19 protein-coding genes are annotated in these 17,040 nt (G+C 60.7%); 11 read left to right on the top strand and 8 right to left on the bottom strand.

What is annotated here, in order from left to right:
* Positions 1–66: 66 nt before the first annotated feature.
* The 3 genes from ABDX87_RS12585 (at position 67) to ABDX87_RS12575 (ending at position 2,947) form a co-directional block, all read left to right on the top strand.
* The gene (locus tag ABDX87_RS12585; RefSeq protein WP_346833137.1) at positions 67–1,263 is read left to right on the top strand and encodes an MFS transporter; all 1,197 of its coding nucleotides are present in this window, start codon (positions 67–69) and stop codon (positions 1,261–1,263) included.
* Between the two features lie 73 nt (positions 1,264–1,336).
* Positions 1,337–2,023, top strand: a complete 687-nt coding sequence (locus ABDX87_RS12580) for a TetR/AcrR family transcriptional regulator (RefSeq protein WP_346833136.1) — start codon at positions 1,337–1,339, stop codon at positions 2,021–2,023.
* A 69-nt stretch (positions 2,024–2,092) separates the two neighbouring features.
* A complete protein-coding gene (locus tag ABDX87_RS12575; RefSeq protein WP_346833135.1) occupies positions 2,093–2,947 on the top strand; it encodes a sulfurtransferase in 855 nt (284 codons plus the stop codon).
* A gap of 172 nt (positions 2,948–3,119) precedes the next feature.
* On the opposite strand, the gene ABDX87_RS12570 is transcribed toward ABDX87_RS12575, so the two are convergent.
* The 6 genes from ABDX87_RS12570 to ABDX87_RS12545 form a co-directional block, all read right to left on the bottom strand.
* Complete coding sequence (locus ABDX87_RS12570; protein WP_346833134.1) at positions 3,120–3,443, bottom strand: AzlD domain-containing protein; 324 nt, start codon at positions 3,441–3,443, stop codon at positions 3,120–3,122.
* Positions 3,440–4,168: an AzlC family ABC transporter permease gene (locus ABDX87_RS12565; protein WP_346833133.1), complete on the bottom strand. Its 729-nt coding sequence runs from the start codon at positions 4,166–4,168 to the stop codon at positions 3,440–3,442. Before ABDX87_RS12565 ends, ABDX87_RS12570 begins: the two co-directional genes overlap by 4 nt.
* Positions 4,169–4,245: 77 nt before the next feature.
* On the bottom strand, positions 4,246–5,259 hold the full coding sequence (locus ABDX87_RS12560; RefSeq protein WP_346833132.1) for a hydrolase: 1,014 nt from the start codon (positions 5,257–5,259) through the stop codon (positions 4,246–4,248).
* Positions 5,246–5,866 (bottom strand): 16S rRNA (guanine(966)-N(2))-methyltransferase RsmD, encoded by a 621-nt coding sequence (gene rsmD / locus ABDX87_RS12555; protein WP_346833131.1) that lies wholly within the window; start codon positions 5,864–5,866, stop codon positions 5,246–5,248. The genes ABDX87_RS12560 and rsmD overlap by 14 nt, the downstream gene beginning before the upstream one ends.
* A complete protein-coding gene (locus ABDX87_RS12550; RefSeq protein WP_346833130.1) occupies positions 5,866–7,362 on the bottom strand; it encodes a M16 family metallopeptidase in 1,497 nt (498 codons plus the stop codon). The genes rsmD and ABDX87_RS12550 overlap by 1 nt, the downstream gene beginning before the upstream one ends.
* Positions 7,355–8,710, bottom strand: coding sequence for a M16 family metallopeptidase (locus tag ABDX87_RS12545; protein ID WP_346833129.1), 1,356 nt, complete (start codon positions 8,708–8,710; stop codon positions 7,355–7,357). The genes ABDX87_RS12550 and ABDX87_RS12545 overlap by 8 nt, the downstream gene beginning before the upstream one ends.
* 304 nt (positions 8,711–9,014) lie before the next feature.
* On the opposite strand from ABDX87_RS12545, the gene ftsY reads away from it, so the two are divergent.
* The 4 genes from ftsY to rpoH all read left to right on the top strand — a co-directional run bounded on the left by ftsY (position 9,015) and on the right by rpoH (position 13,252).
* Positions 9,015–10,568 carry a signal recognition particle-docking protein FtsY gene (gene ftsY, locus ABDX87_RS12540; RefSeq protein WP_346833128.1) on the top strand — a complete coding sequence of 518 codons (1,554 nt, stop codon included), beginning with the start codon at positions 9,015–9,017 and terminating at the stop codon, positions 10,566–10,568.
* Entirely contained in the window at positions 10,565–11,236 is a 672-nt protein-coding gene (ftsE, locus tag ABDX87_RS12535) for a cell division ATP-binding protein FtsE (RefSeq protein WP_081565121.1), read from the top strand. The genes ftsY and ftsE overlap by 4 nt, the downstream gene beginning before the upstream one ends.
* On the top strand, positions 11,233–12,258 hold the full coding sequence (ftsX, locus tag ABDX87_RS12530) for a permease-like cell division protein FtsX (RefSeq protein WP_346833127.1): 1,026 nt from the start codon (positions 11,233–11,235) through the stop codon (positions 12,256–12,258). Before ftsE ends, ftsX begins: the two co-directional genes overlap by 4 nt.
* Positions 12,259–12,397: 139 nt before the next feature.
* Entirely contained in the window at positions 12,398–13,252 is an 855-nt protein-coding gene (gene rpoH / locus ABDX87_RS12525) for an RNA polymerase sigma factor RpoH (RefSeq protein ID WP_062385495.1), read from the top strand.
* A gap of 184 nt (positions 13,253–13,436) precedes the next feature.
* Here rpoH and mtgA read toward each other — a convergent pair whose 3' ends face one another.
* Positions 13,437–14,147, bottom strand: a complete 711-nt coding sequence (gene mtgA / locus ABDX87_RS12520) for a monofunctional biosynthetic peptidoglycan transglycosylase (protein WP_346833126.1) — start codon at positions 14,145–14,147, stop codon at positions 13,437–13,439.
* Positions 14,148–14,226: 79 nt separating this feature from the next.
* On the opposite strand from mtgA, the gene ABDX87_RS12515 reads away from it, so the two are divergent.
* The 4 genes from ABDX87_RS12515 to trmB all read left to right on the top strand — a co-directional run bounded on the left by ABDX87_RS12515 (position 14,227) and on the right by trmB (position 16,576).
* Positions 14,227–14,610 carry a DUF423 domain-containing protein gene (locus tag ABDX87_RS12515; protein WP_346833125.1) on the top strand — a complete coding sequence of 128 codons (384 nt, stop codon included), beginning with the start codon at positions 14,227–14,229 and terminating at the stop codon, positions 14,608–14,610.
* Between the two features lie 111 nt (positions 14,611–14,721).
* On the top strand, positions 14,722–14,922 hold the full coding sequence (thiS, locus tag ABDX87_RS12510) for a sulfur carrier protein ThiS (RefSeq protein ID WP_346833124.1): 201 nt from the start codon (positions 14,722–14,724) through the stop codon (positions 14,920–14,922).
* Positions 14,923–14,997: 75 nt separating this feature from the next.
* Positions 14,998–15,792: a thiazole synthase gene (locus tag ABDX87_RS12505; protein WP_074752391.1), complete on the top strand. Its 795-nt coding sequence runs from the start codon at positions 14,998–15,000 to the stop codon at positions 15,790–15,792.
* A gap of 70 nt (positions 15,793–15,862) precedes the next feature.
* Positions 15,863–16,576, top strand: coding sequence for a tRNA (guanosine(46)-N7)-methyltransferase TrmB (trmB, locus tag ABDX87_RS12500; protein WP_346833498.1), 714 nt, complete (start codon positions 15,863–15,865; stop codon positions 16,574–16,576).
* A 135-nt stretch (positions 16,577–16,711) separates the two neighbouring features.
* Here trmB and ABDX87_RS12495 read toward each other — a convergent pair whose 3' ends face one another.
* A complete protein-coding gene (locus ABDX87_RS12495) occupies positions 16,712–17,035 on the bottom strand; it encodes a DUF3392 domain-containing protein (protein ID WP_062385487.1) in 324 nt (107 codons plus the stop codon).
* Positions 17,036–17,040: the final 5 nt, after the last annotated feature.

Genomic DNA, 17,040 nt, shown 5'->3' with positions numbered 1-17,040 from the left:
TGCGGGCCAGACTGCTTCGCGCCGGTTCCTGGCGAATCGTTTCGCAACACCCGACATGGAGTCTCAATGCGTACGGACTATCTGGCGTTCTTCTTTTCCCTCTTTCTTTCGCGGCTTGCCGACCAAGTTCTGCTGTTTCTGGTGCCGCTGATCGTCTTCCAGACGACCCAAAGCGCTTCCTGGGCGGGCCTGGCGTTTTTCGTCGAGACGCTGCCGCGGTTCCTGGCGTTCCCCATCTGCGGCGCGCTGTGCGACAAGTTCGCCCCGATTCGCCTGCTGCACATCAGCCAGATGTACCGCGCGGTGGTCTGCATGGTTGCCGTAGTCTTGTACGGGCTGTTTGGCGGGATCTACTGGCTGGTGCTGCTCTCCGCGATCTGCGGCGTGCTGACCACTCAGGGGATCATGGCGCGTGAAGTGGTGATGCCCCATATCTTCGCGGATTACCGATACGGCAAGACGCTGTCCTACTCACAGATCGCCGACCAGACCGGGCTCGTCCTCGGGCCGTTGCTGGCAGCGCTCTCGCTGGAGTTCTGCCCGTGGCCAGGCGTGGTGATCGGCGTTGCGCTGCTGTTCGTGCTGGCTGACGTCGCGATGCGTGAGTGGCAGCGTTCCAGCAACGTGACGCTGGAGACCTTCGAGCAGCACGCAGACATCTGGTTTCAGCCCTTGCGCATTGCCTTCAGCCACATTCGTCAGTCCGTCGAGCTCAAAAAGATCATCTGCCTGGCGGCGGGCGTGAATCTCATCGTGGGCGTGACGCTGGCCAGCTCGGCCGCCATGGTCATCGGCTCATTCGGTGAAAGCAAAGACTTCTACGCGGGGCTTCAAGCGGCGGGGGCGCTGGTCACCATCCTGATTCTGTTCGGGCTCGCCCGTATCGCGTTACCGCTGTCGTTGCTGGGCAGGGTGTCGTATTGCGCCATCACGCTAGGGGCGCTGATCACCGCCACAGGTGCTGCCTCCGAGATTTATGTGGTGGGTTTTCTGCTCGTCGTCGGCTTCGACAAGATGTTCAACGTCTACATGCGGACCATTCGCCAGCGGGTGATTCCGGTGCGCGATTTCGGCAAGACCGTTGGTGTCATTACGTTGCTGAACAACCTGACCCAACCGTTGGCCGGATTGTTGGTAGGTGTTCTGGCCGTGTCGATGGGGTTGCGAGGCGTAATTCTCGCGCTGGCAGTCGCCGCCGCGTTGATCGGTCTTGCCGTGGCCATCGCCACCCGTACGAAGGTCACGGCATCCGTCGAGTCGTGAGGGCTGCACCGCATCGCGGCGCTTGCGTTAAGATCGGACACATTCCTGTCACGTCCCAACGTTCGAGTCGAGCATGGCGCCGCGCATTAAAACCTTACGCATCAAGACCCGTGAACGCATCGTGCAGAGCAGCCTGGAGCTGTTCAATCTGCAGGGTGAGCGCAGCGTCAGCACTAACCACATCGCTGCGCACATGGAGATTTCGCCGGGCAATCTGTATTACCACTTCGCCAACAAGCAGGCGATCATCGCCGAGCTGTTCACCGAATACGAAGCCTTGGTCGACAGCTTTTTGCATCCGCCCAAAGGTCGCTTGCCAGGTGTCGAAGACAAGCGTCATTACCTGACGGCGATTCTCGACGGGATGTGGCGCTACCGGTTTTTGCACCGCGACCTGGAACATCTGCTCGATGCCGACCCTGAGCTGGCGGCGCGTTATCGGCGGTTCTCGCAGCATTGCCTGATCAAGGCCATGGCCATTTACGGCGGTTTCGTCGAAGCCGGGATTCTGGAGATGGACAAGGTCCAGATCGAATCGCTCACGCTCAATGCCTGGATCATCTTGACGTCCTGGGTGCGTTTCCTCTGCACCACCCGGGAAAACGCCACGCACCTGAACGAAGACGCTATCCGGCGCGGCGTGTATCAAGTGCTGATGCTCGAACTCGCTTACGTTACCCCGGACGCGCGGGAAGCCGTGCATGCGCTGTGCGCCGAATTTTATGTGCCGCTCAACAAGGCACTGGAGGACGCGAGCTGAAGCGCGTTCATCCGCTCAAATGGATTGTCTTATCGCTATCGCCACTTTCACTGTCTGCAGGAGCCTGTCATGTCCATCGCGCAATTGATCAGCCCGCAACAACTGGCCGAACGCCAACAACAACCCGGGCTTGTGGTTCTGGATTGTCGTTCCTCTCTTGATGACCTGGACTACGGCCAGCGCAGCTATGCCGAAGGTCACATAGAGGGTTCTTCGTACGCGGACCTGCTCAATGACTTGAGCGGACCCATCACCAAAGGCGTCACGGGGCGCCATCCGCTGCCGGACCCGCAGGTGCTGATCGAGCGCCTGCGCTTTTGGGGCGTCAACAACGACAGCGAGATTGTGCTTTATGACGATGGCCCAGGCGCATACGCGGCCCGTGCATGGTGGTTACTGGCGTGGTTGGGCAAGCGAGATGGCGTGTTCATCCTCGACGGCGGTCTGAAGGCGTGGCATGCGGCGGGGCTGCCGTTGAGTCTGGACCCGCCGGATCACCGACAAGGCGCGTTCGATGGCGCTCCCGATGAATCCCTGGTGTTGAGCGCAGCGGATTTGCAGGCGCGACTCGGAACCCCGGAGATGACCTTGATCGATGCCCGTGCGCCGGCACGCTTTCGCGGCGAGGTCGAGCCTATCGACCCGATTGCAGGGCACATTCCCGGTGCTCAATGCGCAGCGTTTACCGACAATCTGGGCCCCGATGGACGTTTCCTCCCGGCTGAACAGCTCAAGCAGCGGTTTGCGCAAACGTTAAAAGGCCGCTCGCCAGATCAGTTGGTGGCTTACTGCGGTTCCGGTGTCACGGCGTGCCATAACCTGTTCGCATTGTGCCTGGCGGGCTATCCGCTGGGCAGGTTGTATGCAGGGTCGTGGAGCGAGTGGATCAATGATCCGGCTCGTGGAGTTGCGACAGGGGAGTGACGCGCTCTGCTGATCGGTTTGGGAGTCTTGATCGATCGGCTGCCGGACTGGATCTGTGGGAGGGAATTCATTCGCGATGGAGTGGGGCAGCCGATCGAGATGTATCGAATGTACCCTCCTTTCGCGAATGAGTTCGCTCCCACAGGGGCAAGTATGTCTGGCCGAGTTCGCGCTATATCTGCCCCATCGTCCATCGCAGCAGAAAAAACACCACCAGGCCGCCACCAATGGTCGCCAGCAGGTGACGGCTGAACGCTGCAATCGCGATGGCCGCGATGCCGGCCAGCAAGTAGGCGTTCTGAAACGACACCTGCCAATGCTCGCCGTCCGGCAGCAGCATACCGGGCACCACGATGGCGGTCAGTACGGCCGTAGGCACGTAGTGCAGGCCTTGGCGCACGACCGGCGGGAAGCGTAGGTTGGGCCATGCGAAGAGGCTGTAGCGCATCAGAAAGGTGATTGCCGTCATGCCCAGAATCAGCCACCAATAGCTCATGACTGAGCCTCCTCGTGCGAGCGGTCATGGGAATTGGCCGCCTGTCGACGTTCAAGCAGAACACCCACGGCAATCCCGCTGAACGCGGCCGCCATCAACCCCAGTTTGTACGGCAGCGACCACGTCATCAGTGCCACAGCGCCCGCGGCCAGTGCAGCGGCGATCTGCGGCTGATTGCGTAACAGCGGCACCACGATGCCGATGAACGTTGCCAGCATCGCGAACTCCAGACCCCAGCTCGCCATGTCCGGCACCGCCTGACCGAACAACACGCCCACCAGCGAGCTGCCGACCCAACAGGCATACAGTGCGCTGGTCACGCCCAGCCAATACCAATGCGCCAGCGGTTGGCGGCCGTGGACGAGGTAATAGCGCTGCACCACCGCGAAGGTTTCGTCGGTCAGCCAGAACGCCAGCAGCAATCGCCAGCGTTGCGGCAAGCCATGGACCTGCGGCTGCAACGTGGCGCTGTAGAGCACATGGCGCAGGTTGACGATGAAGGTGGTCAGCAGAATCACCACGGCGCTGGCCCCGGCGCCCATAAGGCTGACGACGATAAATTGAGCCGAGCCTGCATAGACGAACATCGACATGCCGACCGCTTGCAACAGCGACAAACCGCCGACTCCGGCGAGGGTTCCGAAGATGATGCCGAACGGCGCAATGCCGACGAGCATGGGCACACTGTCGCGAAGACCGCGAACGTAGAGTTGATGACGGGACATGGTGTTTCTCCTTATGCCCCGAATGTTAGGCGCGTGGTGTTTCGCTGTCTTGAACGATCTTGCACAGTGGAGAGTGTCTACAGGTGAGTGTCGGCACCGTGCACATCCACCAACCATTCCGGAATCCGCTTCTCCAGGTAATAGGTCGGCGTTTTGATCGTGCCGCCGACAAACCCCACATGACCGCCATGGTTCTGCAGATCGAATTGCGTGCTGGCGGAAAGCTCGCTCGTTTCGGGCAGGCTGTGCCTGAACACGAACGGGTCGTCGATTGCCTGCACCAGCAGCGTTGGTGTGCGAATGGCCCCGAGGAAATAACGGCTTGAGGCGCGTCGGTAGTAATCCTTAGCGTCGACAAAACCGTTGAGCGGTGCGGTCACCTTTCCATCGAATTCCCAGAAGGTTCGTAGGTTGTCCAGCGAGCCCAGCGCGGCGAGGACGGCGAGGCCCTCATTCATGCCTTCATGCTGAAAGCGCCGCTGCTTGTCCCGGATGTAGCCGACCATTTCACGCATGAAATGCCGTTGATAGACCTTTGAAAAACCCAGACCGATACGGTCGGCGCATTCATCCAGCCTGAACGGCACCGAGACCGCCGCCGCACCCTGAAGATTGCTCTCCAGCCCTGACTCGCCCAAGTGCTTGAGCAGAATGTTGCCGCCCAGCGAATACCCGACCGCGTACAGCGGCGCCAAGGGGCGCGCAGTTCGGATATGTGCGATGACGGCCGCAAGGTCTTCGCTCGCGCCGGAGTGGTAGCTGCGCGGAAGCAGATTGGGTTCGCCTGAGCAGCCTCGCCAGTTCAGCGCAACGCTGGTCCAGCCACGTTTCTCCATGGCTTGCTGCAGGCCGACGACGTACGGCGAGTTGGAGGAGCCGGTGAGGCCATGGAGCACCAGTACGACGGGCACCTTGGCGTCGTGCGGGCCGTACCAGTCCATGTCGAGGAAGTCCCCGTCCTCCAGCCAGATGCGCTCGCGTCGACGATCCATGTGAATGGTTTTTCGCCAGAGCGGACCCCAGAGGGTCTGCAGGTGAGGGTTGCCGAGTCCGAACGCGGGAACGAACGGACGGCTGTCAGCCTGCGACAACACTTCTTTCCCACAGCGCGTAATACACCTGCCCGGCCTTCTTCTCACGGTGCAGGCGCCAGTTGCCCGGCAGACCGAGGGTCGACGGCGCGGTTTCACTCTCGGTGTAGATCCATGCGTTATCCGCGAGCCAGTTGCGCTCTTCGAGAAGCGTGCAGGCGGGCGTCAGCAGATTCTGATGGAACGGTGGGTCGAGAAAAACCACGTCGAACTGTTCAGCGGGTTGCGATTCCAGGTAACGCAATGCGTCGGTGGCGTGCGTCTTGCCGACGGTGCAGCGCAAGGTGCCCAAGTGTTCGCGGAGGCTGGAAATGGCGCTTGAGTTGGTGTCGAGGGCCAGGCCCATGCTGGCGCCACGGGACAAGGCCTCCAGGTACAGCGCGCCGCTGCCCGCGAACGGGTCGAGTACACGGGCGCCTTCGATATAAGGCGCCAGCCAGTTGAACAGGGTTTCACGCACGCGATCCGGCGTCGGGCGCAAACCCGGGCCGTCAGGGAAACTCAGACGCCGACTGCGCCATTCGCCGCCGATAATCCGCAATTGGCCAAGGCCCGTGTGGATTTTGTGCCCTTTGTGGATACGCGGCGGCTTGGAAGTCGAGGTCATCAGTGCTCCGGAACGCCGAGAGGTTGCTCGGCGGGTTTATCAGTAGGGGGCGGCAGCGGTTTCTGCGGGACGGTCGGACCGGCAGTCACGATCACCAGCTTGTCAGCGTCCAGGTGTTTGTTCATCACCGCTTTGATCTGCTCGACGGTGACGCTCTGGGACTGCGTCATGAAGTCTTCGAGGTAGGTCAGGGGCAGATTATAGAAGCCAATGGCACCCAGTTGGCCAACGATCGCCGAGTTGCTGGCGGTCGACAGCGGGAAACTGCCCGCCAGTTCACGCTTGGCATCGTCCAGTTCTTTCTGGGTCGGGCCGTTGGCGAGGAAGTCGCGGGTGATGTCCTTGACCAGTTTGAGCGTGTTTTCGCTCAGTTCGGCGCGGGTCTGCAGCCCGATCATGAATGGACCTTGTGCCTGCATCGGGGTAAAGCCCGAGGACACGCCGTAGGTCAGGCCACGTTTCTCGCGGACTTCCGACATCAAGCGACTGCCGAAGCCACCGCCGCCCAGGATCGAGTTACCCAGCGACAACGCAGCGTAATCCGGGTCGGCGCGGTCGATGCCCAGTTCAGCCAGCATCAGGTGCGTCTGCTTCGAGGGGAATTCGATATGGGTTTCGCCTGGTTTGGGCTCGGTCGGTGCGACGGTCTTCGCCAGCGCCGGCCCTTTCGGCAACGACGCCGATACCTGAGCGGCCACGGCTTCCGCTTCCGAACGGGACAGGTCGCCGACCAGGGCAATGACCGCGTTACCCGCTGCATACGCCTTGGCATGGAAGGCCTTCAGCTGCGCCAGGTTGATGGGCGTGATGCTTTTGGCCGTGCCCATGCTCGGGTGTGCGTAGGGGTGATCGCCGTACAGGCGCTTGAACAATTCGTCGCCCGCCAGCTTGCCGGGGTTCTGTTTCTGGTACTCGAAGCTGGCCATCAACTGGTTCTTGATCCGCGCCAGCGAGTCGGCCGGGAAGGTGGGTTTGCCGACGACTTCCGAGAACAGCTTCAGCGCAGGCTCACGCTTGTCCGGGGCGCTCAGGCTGCGCAGCGACGCAATGGCCATGTCGCGGTAGGAACCGTTGCCGAAATCGGCGCCAAGACCTTCGAAACCCTGGGCGATGGCGCTGACATCCTTGCCTTTCACGCCTTCGTTGAGCATGGCGTTGGTGATCAGGGCGATACCCGGCGTCGCGCCGTCCTGACTGCTGCCGGCGGCGAACAGCAGTCGCATGTCGAACATGGGCAGTTCATGGGCTTCGACGAACAGCACGCGAGCGCCTTCGGCGGTTTTCCACGACTGAATGTTCAGCGTGCGTCGGGCGGGCGCTTTGCCGTCGAGCTCTTTCAGCGATTCGAGGGTATTGGCGGCTTTGTCGATCGCCTTGGGTGCGTCAACGGTCGTGTCGGCCATCACCGGGGCCGTGCCGAACAGGCCGAGTGTCGCGGCGAGCAACAACGCAGGAGCCCGCGTTCGCGCAAAGCGTGTTTCGTTGCGCTTACTCATGGGCTTTCTCCTCAGGCAGAACGTGCGCGACCGCAAGGCGTTCGCGGGTGAAATAAGTGCGTGCAGCTTTCTGGATGTCTTGCGGCGTCACGCTCTGCAGCGCCGCCAGTTCCTGGTCGATGAGCCGCCAGGACAGGCCGACGGTTTCCAGTTCGCCGATGGTGCTGGCCTGACTGGTGATCGAATCGCGTTCGTACACCAGCCCGGCGATGACCTGGGCACGCACACGCTCGAGTTCTTCCTGGGTGGGCGGCTTGGTTTTCAGTTCATCGAGCAGGCGCCAGATACCGGCTTCGGTGTCGGCCAGGGTTTTCTTTTTCTGCTGGTTGGGCGTGGCGCTGATGGTGAACAGGCTGTCGCCACGGGTGTAGGCGTCGTAGTCCGACGATGCGCCGGTGACCAGCTCTTCGCCGCGCTCGAGCCGGGTCGGGATACGCGCGCTGTAGCCGCCATCGAGCAGGGCGGAGATCAGGCGCAGCGCGTTTACCGACTGAGGGTCGGTGGCCGTGGAAAGGCTCGGCACGTTGAAGCCGTACATCAGGCTCGGCATCTGCGTCGCCACATGAACGGTGATCTGGCGCAGGCCAGGCTCAGGCAATTCGAGCGGCTTTTTCGACGGTGGAACGTCGCGACGAGGAATCGGACCGAAGAAACGCTCGGCCAAGGCCTTCACTTCGTCGGGTTTCACGTCACCGACCACCACCAATGTGGCGTTGTTCGGCACGTACCAGGATTCATACCAGTGACGCAGCTCTTCGACTTTCATGCGGTCCAGGTCAGCCATCCAGCCAATGGTCGGCGTGTGATAGCCGCTGGCAGGGTAGGCGATGGCCTTGAAGCGTTCGTATGCCTTGGCGTTGGGCTTGTCGTCCGTACGCAGGCGGCGTTCTTCCTTGATGACTTCGATCTCGCGGGAGAATTCTTCCGGTGGCAGCTTCAGCGTCGCCATGCGGTCGGCTTCCAGCTCGAAGGCTACGCTCAGGCGATCACGGGCCAGCACCTGGTAGTAGGCGGTGTAGTCGTCGCTGGTGAAAGCGTTCTCTTCGGCGCCCAAGTCGCGAAGGATCAGCGACGCTTCACCGGGGCCGGCCTTGGAGCTGCCTTTGAACATCATGTGTTCAAGCGCGTGGGAGAGGCCCGTCTGGCCGGGCGTCTCATAGCTGGACCCGACCTTGTACCAGACCTGAGACACCACGACCGGCGCGCGATGGTCTTCGCGCACGACCACTTTCAGGCCGTTATCCAGCGTGAATTCGGAAGTGGGTTGGGGATCGGCAGCGTTGGCTGCAAGGGGCAAACAGAGTGTGCCGAGCAGCAGGCCTGCGGCACAGCGGGCGAGAGCATTCATTCGTAATTTGAACCTTCGAGGCGGCCTGCTTGAACTTAGCGTCGGCGGGCGCGGGGGTGTTAGGATAGCGGCCAGTTTGGCTGCCGACTATGTCTAAGACTCATGCTTGGGAATCGGACTACGAAGAAATCCGCCGCTATGACGTATTTCTGTAGGGATTGCCGGGAGCGTTGAGTGATTGTCTAACAAAGCGTCACTCGGCCAACTGATGAACAAGCGGACATAAAAGCAGTCTGTTTCGCATTGACAGAATTTTTCAGAGGCGCCGCTCTGGCGCGTCGCTACCGTGAGATAGCCGTCCTCCATGTTTGGTTCCAACGACGACAAGAAGACCCCAGCCCCGGCTGGCGAGAAGAAAGGCCTGTTCGGATGGCTGCGCAAAAAACCGCAGGAAACCGTCGCCGAACAGCCCCAGGACTTACCTGCAGCAGCGCCGGAGACTGTCGTTGAGACAACGCCAGTCGTTGCTGAGCCGCAGATTGCCCCAATACCTGCCGAGCCGTTGCCAGAGGCCGTTGCCGCCCACGAGCTTGCGCCGGTTATCGAGCAGGCTGACGCCGAGCCGTGGTTGAAACTGCCGGTTGCCGAAGAGCCCGTCGCCCTGACACCTGAGAGCGAGCCGCACGTTACCCCCGAGATTCCGGCTTACACCGCTTCTCCCGTACAGCCGGAAGTCGCCACGCCTCAACCCCCTGCTCAGCCAGCCATTGTCGACTCCACCTCTTTCGAAGTGCCGCCGTCGATCGAGCCGAGCCCGGTCGCCTTGCCTGACCCTGTTGCCGGTGACGATCTGCCTGCGCTGTCGCAGCCGTCTCCAGTCACGCCGCCTCCGGTCTCTGGACCGGTGGTTACACCGGTTGTGCCCGATGTCGAAGCGCCAGCCGCTCCTGCGACCGCCCCGGCACCTGGGACAGCCGAGCCGAAGCAGCCCGGTTTCTTCGCCCGCCTCAAGCAAGGCCTGTCCAAGACCAGCGCCAGCCTGGGCGAAGGCATGGCCAGTCTGTTTCTGGGCAAGAAAGCCATCGACGACGACATGCTCGATGAGCTGGAAACCCGTTTGCTGACCGCAGACGTTGGTGTTGAGGCCACTTCGCTGATCGTGCGTAACTTGACGCAGAAAGTGGCGCGTAAACAATTGACTGACAGTGACGCGCTGTACAAGTCGTTGCAAAACGAGCTGACCGAAATGCTCAAGCCGGTGGAGGCGCCACTGGTGATCAAATCCGAGCACAAGCCCTTCGTGATTCTGGTCGTGGGCGTCAACGGTGCGGGCAAGACCACCACCATTGGCAAGTTGGCGAAGAAGCTTCAACTCGAAGGCAAGAAAGTCATGCTGGCGGCGGGCGACACCTTCCGTGCTGCCGCCGTCGAGCAATTGCAGGTCTGGGGCGAGCGCAACAAGATCCCGGTCATTGCCCAGCACACCGGTGCCGACTCCGCTTCGGTGATTTTCGACGCCGTGCAGGCCGCCAAAGCGCGGGGCATCGATGTGTTGATTGCCGACACCGCCGGTCGTCTGCACACCAAAGACAACCTGATGGAAGAACTGAAAAAGGTTCGCCGCGTGATCGGCAAGCTCGACGAGCAGGCGCCTCACGAAGTGCTGCTGGTACTCGATGCCGGCACCGGCCAGAACGCGATCAATCAGGCCAAACAGTTCAACCAGACGGTCCAGCTGACCGGGCTGGCGCTGACCAAACTCGACGGCACTGCCAAAGGCGGTGTGATCTTTGCGCTGGCCAAGCAGTTCGGGTTGCCGATTCGCTACGTCGGCGTCGGTGAAGGCATCGACGATTTGCGTACTTTCGAGGCTGAACCCTTCGTTCAAGCCCTTTTCGCCGAGCGGGAGCGCACATGATTCGTTTCGAACAGGTCGGTAAACGCTATCCGAACGGACACGTCGGCTTGCATGAGCTGAGCTTTCGAGTGCGTCGTGGAGAGTTTCTGTTTGTGACCGGCCACTCGGGTGCCGGTAAAAGTACCTTGCTGCGCCTGCTGCTGGCGATGGAGCGCCCCACCACCGGCAAGCTGCTGCTGGCCGGGCAGGACCTGGGCCAGATCAGCACCGCGCAGATTCCGTTTTTGCGTCGGCAGATCGGTGTGGTGTTCCAGAACCACCAGTTGCTGTTTGATCGCACGGTGTTCAATAACGTCGCCTTGCCATTGCAGATTCTTGGCCTGTCCAAAGCCGAAGTGACCAAGCGCGTCGACTCTGCGCTGGAACGCGTAGCGCTGTCTGACAAAGCCGAGCTGTATCCCGGCGACTTGTCCACAGGCCAACAGCAGCGCGTGGGCATCGCCCGCGCCATCGTCCACCGCCCGGCCTTGCTGCTGGCGGATGAACCCACCGGTAACCTCGATCCAAGATTGGCAGCGGAAATCATGGGTGTATTCGAAGACATCAACCGTCTGGGCACCAGCGTACTGATCGCAAGCCACGACTTGGCGCTGATCGCGCGCATGCGCCACCGCATGCTGACGCTGCAACGCGGTCGACTGATCGGTGACGGGGAGGCTGGCGTATGAGTGCCACTCGCAGCCCTAAAGTCTCTGAACGCGTCGCGCCTAAGGCCGCCGAGCCAGGCCCGCAGAAGAAAAAGAAGCACGATGACGACGACGGCCCGGGTTTTGGCATGTTGTTCAATGCCTGGGTCGAGGCACATCGTTCCAGTCTGCTGGACAGCCTTCGCCGTCTGGGCAAGCAGCCGATTGGCAGTTTTTTCACCTGTCTGGTCATGGCCGTGGCGTTGAGCCTGCCCATGGGCCTGTCGTTGCTGCTGAGCAATGTCGAGCGTCTGGGTGGATCCTGGCAGCGTGCGGCGCAGATCTCCCTTTATTTGCAACTGGATGCTTCGCCGAGTGAGGGCGAAGGCCTGGTTACGCAGATCAAAGGCATGCCCGGCGTCGCCGAAGCGGAGTACATCAGCCGCGATCAGGCCCTGACCGAGTTCCAGCAGCAGTCCGGCTTGGGCGAAGCGCTCAAGGAGCTGCCAGAAAACCCGTTGCCTGGCGTCGTGCTGGTTACGCCGCAGGAAGTTGACAAAGCCGCGCTTGAAGCATTACGTACACGTCTCGCTGAGTTGCCCAAGGTCCAGCAAGCCCAGCTTGATCTGGTGTGGGTCGAACGTCTGGCGGCTATTCTCAAGCTGGGTGATCGCTTCGTGTTCGGTTTGACGGTGTTGCTGGTGGTGGCGTTGTTGCTCGTCATCGGCAATACCATCCGTCTGCACATTGAGAACCGTCGCACCGAAATCGAAGTCATCAAACTGGTAGGCGGTACTGACAGCTACGTGCGCAGGCCCTTCCTTTATATGGGAGCGTTGTACGGGTTCGGCGCGGGGATACTCTCGTGGGGCGTACTGGCTTTCGGCCTGGACTGGCTTAACGAAGCCGTGGTCAGGCTTGCGGGCCTGTACGGCAGCAATTTTTCCCTGGCCGGCGTGCCCATGGCCGATGGTCTGTCGCTCTTGCTAGGGGCAGTGTTGTTGGGGTATATCGGTGCGTGGATTGCAGTTGCACGCCATTTGAGAGAGCTGGCACCTCGTTGAGTGTTAATGTTTGGGTAATGTGTGTGGCGTAAATTTTGTTTCATCTATTGACTTTTCAGCTAAGGGAACTTGTTTAGCGGTTTCCGGTCAATTTTCGCAGTGCTGAACTGCACGAGTCATGTGTCGGAGGTTTTTTCGTATGACCAATTCTTTGCAACCTGCTTATGCCTTGGTTCCGGGTGCAAACCTGGAAGCCTATGTGCACACGGTAAACAGCATTCCACTGCTGACGCCCGAGCAGGAGCGTGAACTGGCCGAGAGTCTCTATTACGAGCAGGATTTAGGGGCGGCTCGGCAGATGGTGCTCGCCCACCTGCGTTTTGTTGTGCACATTGCACGCAGTTATTCCGGTTACGGCCTGGCTCAGGCTGACCTGATCCAGGAAGGTAACGTCGGCCTGATGAAGGCCGTGAAGCGTTTCAACCCAGAAATGGGCGTTCGTCTGGTGTCGTTCGCCGTGCACTGGATCAAGGCCGAGATTCACGAGTTCATCTTGCGCAACTGGCGGATCGTGAAAGTCGCGACCACCAAAGCCCAGCGCAAACTGTTCTTTAACCTGCGCAGTCAGAAGAAGCGCCTGGCGTGGCTGAACAACGAAGAAGTGCATCGCGTGGCCGAAAGCCTTGGCGTTGAGCCGCGTGAAGTGCGCGAAATGGAAAGCCGTTTGACCGGCCACGACATGGCGTTCGACCCGGCTGCGGAAGCAGACGACGACAGCGCGTTCCAGTCGCCGGCCAACTACCTGGAAGACCACCGTTACGATCCGGCTCGTCAGCTGGAAGATTCTGACTGGACCGACAGCTCGACGGCGAACCTGCACGAAGCGCTGAACGTCCTCGACGAACGCAGCCGTGACATCCTCTACCAGCGCTGGTTGGCGGAAGAGAAAGCCACGCTGCATGATCTGGCGGAGAAATACAAAGTGTCCGCAGAGCGTATTCGTCAGCTCGAGAAGAGCGCGATGAACAAGCTCAAGCTGTCGATTGCTGCATAAGCGCCAAACGCTGAAATGAAAAACGCCCCGAGATGATCGGGGCGTTTTTGTTTGCGCGCTGCGGTTTCCCTCAATGTAGGAGCGCGCTTGCCCGCGATTGCGTTTCGTCAGACGCTATGAACGTGTCAGGCACACCGCCATCGCGGGCAAGCGCGCTCCTACACCCGGACGTGGTCGATGATCATCACCACTTACGGCTGTGATTCAACCCCACCAGATACTCATCCCCGCCCAACTGGCGCATCTGCTGACGAATCCATCCTGCACGCCGCGACACGTAACTGCTGGGGTTGCTGGCACTCCATTCGCGGGGATTGGGGAGCACGGCCGCCAGATAGCTCGCCTGTTGCATCGAGAGCTGGCTGGCGTTGATGTGGAAGTGATGCTGAGCGGCTGCCTGGGCGCCGAACACGCCGTCGTCCCATTCAACGCTGTTGACGTAGACCTCAAGGATCCGTTGCTTGGACCAGAACACCTCGATCAGCGCGGTGAACCACGCCTCCAGACCTTTACGCAGATAGCTGCGGCCGGACCACAGGAACAGGTTCTTGGAGACCTGCTGGCTCAGCGTACTGGCGCCGCGAATCGAGCCGCCGCGCTCGTTGTGAACCAGTGCGGCCTGAATGGCGTCGATATCGAAACCCCAGTGCTCGGCGAACTTCTGGTCTTCGCCAGCGATGACGGCGACTTTCAGGTCATCGGAGATTTTCTCCCAAGGCTCCCAGTCGCGCTGCAGGTCAATGGGCTGGCCGTCGAACCATGATTCGATCTTGCGCTCTACCATCAGTGCGGTGAACGGAGGAGGGACCCAGCGAAAAATCAAAACAAGCACGACACTTGCCGCTGCGAACCAGAGCAGGCCTTTGGCGACACGACGAAGGAGGAAACGCAGCATAGAGATGGCTTGGCCGAACCCGTTGAGCGGGCCATTATACAGACCACGCGCCATTGAACGACTTTGCCTGGAGTTGCATATGTTACGAACGTTTCTGATGTTGGCCGCATTCTTTGGATTTACTGGCGTCGCGCTGGGTGCTTTTGCGGCTCATGCCCTTAAAAATCGACTCAGCCCCGAGTACCTGGCGATTTTTCATACCGGTGTGCTGTACCAGTTGATTCACGCGCTGGCGCTCTTCGGTGTGGCCCTGCTGGCGATGCAGATCCAGGGGCGGCTGGTGGCCTATGCAGGCATTTCGTTCACGCTGGGCATCATCCTGTTCTCAGGCAGCCTTTATCTGCTGACGCTGACCGGCATGAGCAAACTGGGCATCATCACGCCGATCGGCGGGCTGTGCTTTCTGATTGGCTGGTTCATTCTCGGCTGGACGGCCTGGCGGCTTGGCCTCGACACCCTGTAAGGTAAACCTGACCCGCAGGTCCGGGTTGAGACGAATGGCACGCCTTTGCCTTGGTCATACCGGCTGATCGGGCTAGAATGCTCGCCCCCTAAAATGATGGCTGCCCTTCGCATGCGCATTCAGTTGAACGGTGAATCCTTTGAACTGCCCGACGGCGCGACCGTTGCGGCGTTGCTGACCCGTCTGGATCTGGCCGGGCGTCGTATCGCGGTCGAGCTCAATCTGGATATCGTCCCGCGCAGCCAGCATGACGCCACGACGCTGAACGAAGGTGATCAGGTCGAAGTGGTGCATGCCATCGGTGGCGGCTAGTCGTTCACAGCCGAGCCGCCCCGCGCCCCGATCCAGAAAGAACTGCAAGAACCTCAACCGTAAAGAGGATTTCCGATGAGCAATGTTCGTAGCGACAAGCCGTTTACAGTGGCGGGTCGTACTTTCCAGTCGCGCCTGTTGGTCGGCACTGGCAAGTACAAGGATATGGAAGAAACCCGTCTGGCGATTGAAGCCTCGGGCGCCGAGATCGTCACCGTCGCCGTGCGCCGGACCAACCTGGGCCAGAACCCGGGCGAACCGAACCTGCTCGACGTGCTGCCGCCGGACCGCTACACCATCCTGCCGAACACTGCCGGTTGCTACGACGCTATCGAGGCCGTACGCACCTGCCGTCTGGCCCGTGAGCTGCTCGACGGTCACAATCTGGTCAAGCTGGAAGTCCTGGCCGACCAGAAGACCCTGTTCCCCAACGTGATCGAAACCCTCAAGGCCGCTGAAACGCTGGTCAAGGACGGCTTCGACGTGATGGTCTACACCAGCGATGACCCGATCATCGCTCGCCAACTGGCGGAAATCGGCTGCTGCGCGGTCATGCCGCTGGCAGGCCTGATCGGTACTGGCCTGGGGATCTGCAATCCGTACAACCTGCAGATCATCCTCGAAGAATCGAAAGTTCCGGTGCTGGTCGATGCCGGTGTCGGGACGGCTTCTGACGCCACCATCGCGATGGAGCTGGGCTGCGAAGCGGTGCTGATGAACTCGGCCATCGCCCACGCCGGGCAGCCGGTGCTGATGGCCGAAGCCATGAAACACGCCATCCTGGCAGGCCGCATGGCTTACCTCGCTGGCCGTATGCCGAAGAAACTCTATGCCAGCGCGTCCTCGCCGCTGGATGGTCTGATCAAGTAAGAGCCTGTTGATGATTGATTCGCAAAAGCCCGATGCACTTCCGGACGACGAAGTGATGAACGACGAAGTGATGAACGACGAAGACGGTAAAGAGCAGGGCGATGACAGCCATCATCGGCGCATCAAAAGCTTCGTGATGCGCGCCGGTCGTATGACCGAAGGCCAACAGCGTGGTCTGGACCAGGGCAAGCCGCTGTTCGTGCTGCCACTGGCCGATGCACCGGTGGATTTCGATGCGGTGTTCGGTCGTTCAGCACCGCGCACCCTGGAAATCGGCTTTGGCATGGGTCACTCGTTGCTGGAGATGGCCGCCGCTGCACCTGATCAGGATTTCATCGGCGTGGAGGTGCACCGTCCGGGTGTCGGCGCGTTGCTGAATGGCGTATTGACGCAGGGCCTGACCAACGTGCGGGTCTACGATTGCGATGCGATTGAGGTACTCAACCGCTGCGTGGCCGACAACAGCCTCGACCGCCTGATGCTGTTCTTCCCGGACCCGTGGCACAAGGCGCGCCATCACAAGCGTCGTATCGTTCAGGCCGAGTTCGCCGCGCTGGTGCGCAGCAAGCTCAAGCCGGGCGGCATTCTGCACATGGCCACCGACTGGGAACCGTACGCCGAATACATGCTGGAAGTGATGAACGTCGCCCCGGGTTATCGCAACCTGGCCGAAGACGGAAAATGCGTCCCGCGCCCTGCGGAGCGTCCGATCACCAAGTTCGAACGCCGTGGCGAGCGTCTCGGGCATGGCGTTTGGGATTTGAAGTTTGAGAAGCTGGCGTAACCTAGATAACAGGTCCCGCCGCTGAACCTGTGGGAGCCGGCTTGCTGGCGAATGCGGATTGTCATTCACTGCAATGGTGTCTGACCTGACGCCTTCGCCAGCAAGCCGGCTCCCACGGCCTTTGGCCAGAAGCGGTTACTTTCTGTCCGCGACAACCCCGATCAACACCAGCACCACTAACAACACTGGCGCCAGGCTGTAGTTGTTGAACTGGCTCAATCCGCGAACCACCCAAGGGGTGGCGTAGATCAGTGCCGCGCCGCTGCCGATGGTGCACAGCAATGCCATGACCGGTACGCGCAAGGCGCCGGCAAAGCTGCTCAGGCGTCCTTCGATCCAGCCTTTGATGTCTGCGCCGAACAGGATCAGCAGGCAACCCACCAACGCCAGTGCGATTTCCGAAAGGTTGCTGCGGCTCCAACGCGAGACGGTGGCCAGCAGGTCGAGTACGAGGTCCATTCAGT

It is taken from the genome of Pseudomonas abietaniphila, from assembly GCF_039697315.1.
GTDB lineage: Bacteria > Pseudomonadota > Gammaproteobacteria > Pseudomonadales > Pseudomonadaceae > Aquipseudomonas > Aquipseudomonas abietaniphila_B.
This window is presented reverse-complemented; position numbering and strand designations above follow the sequence as displayed.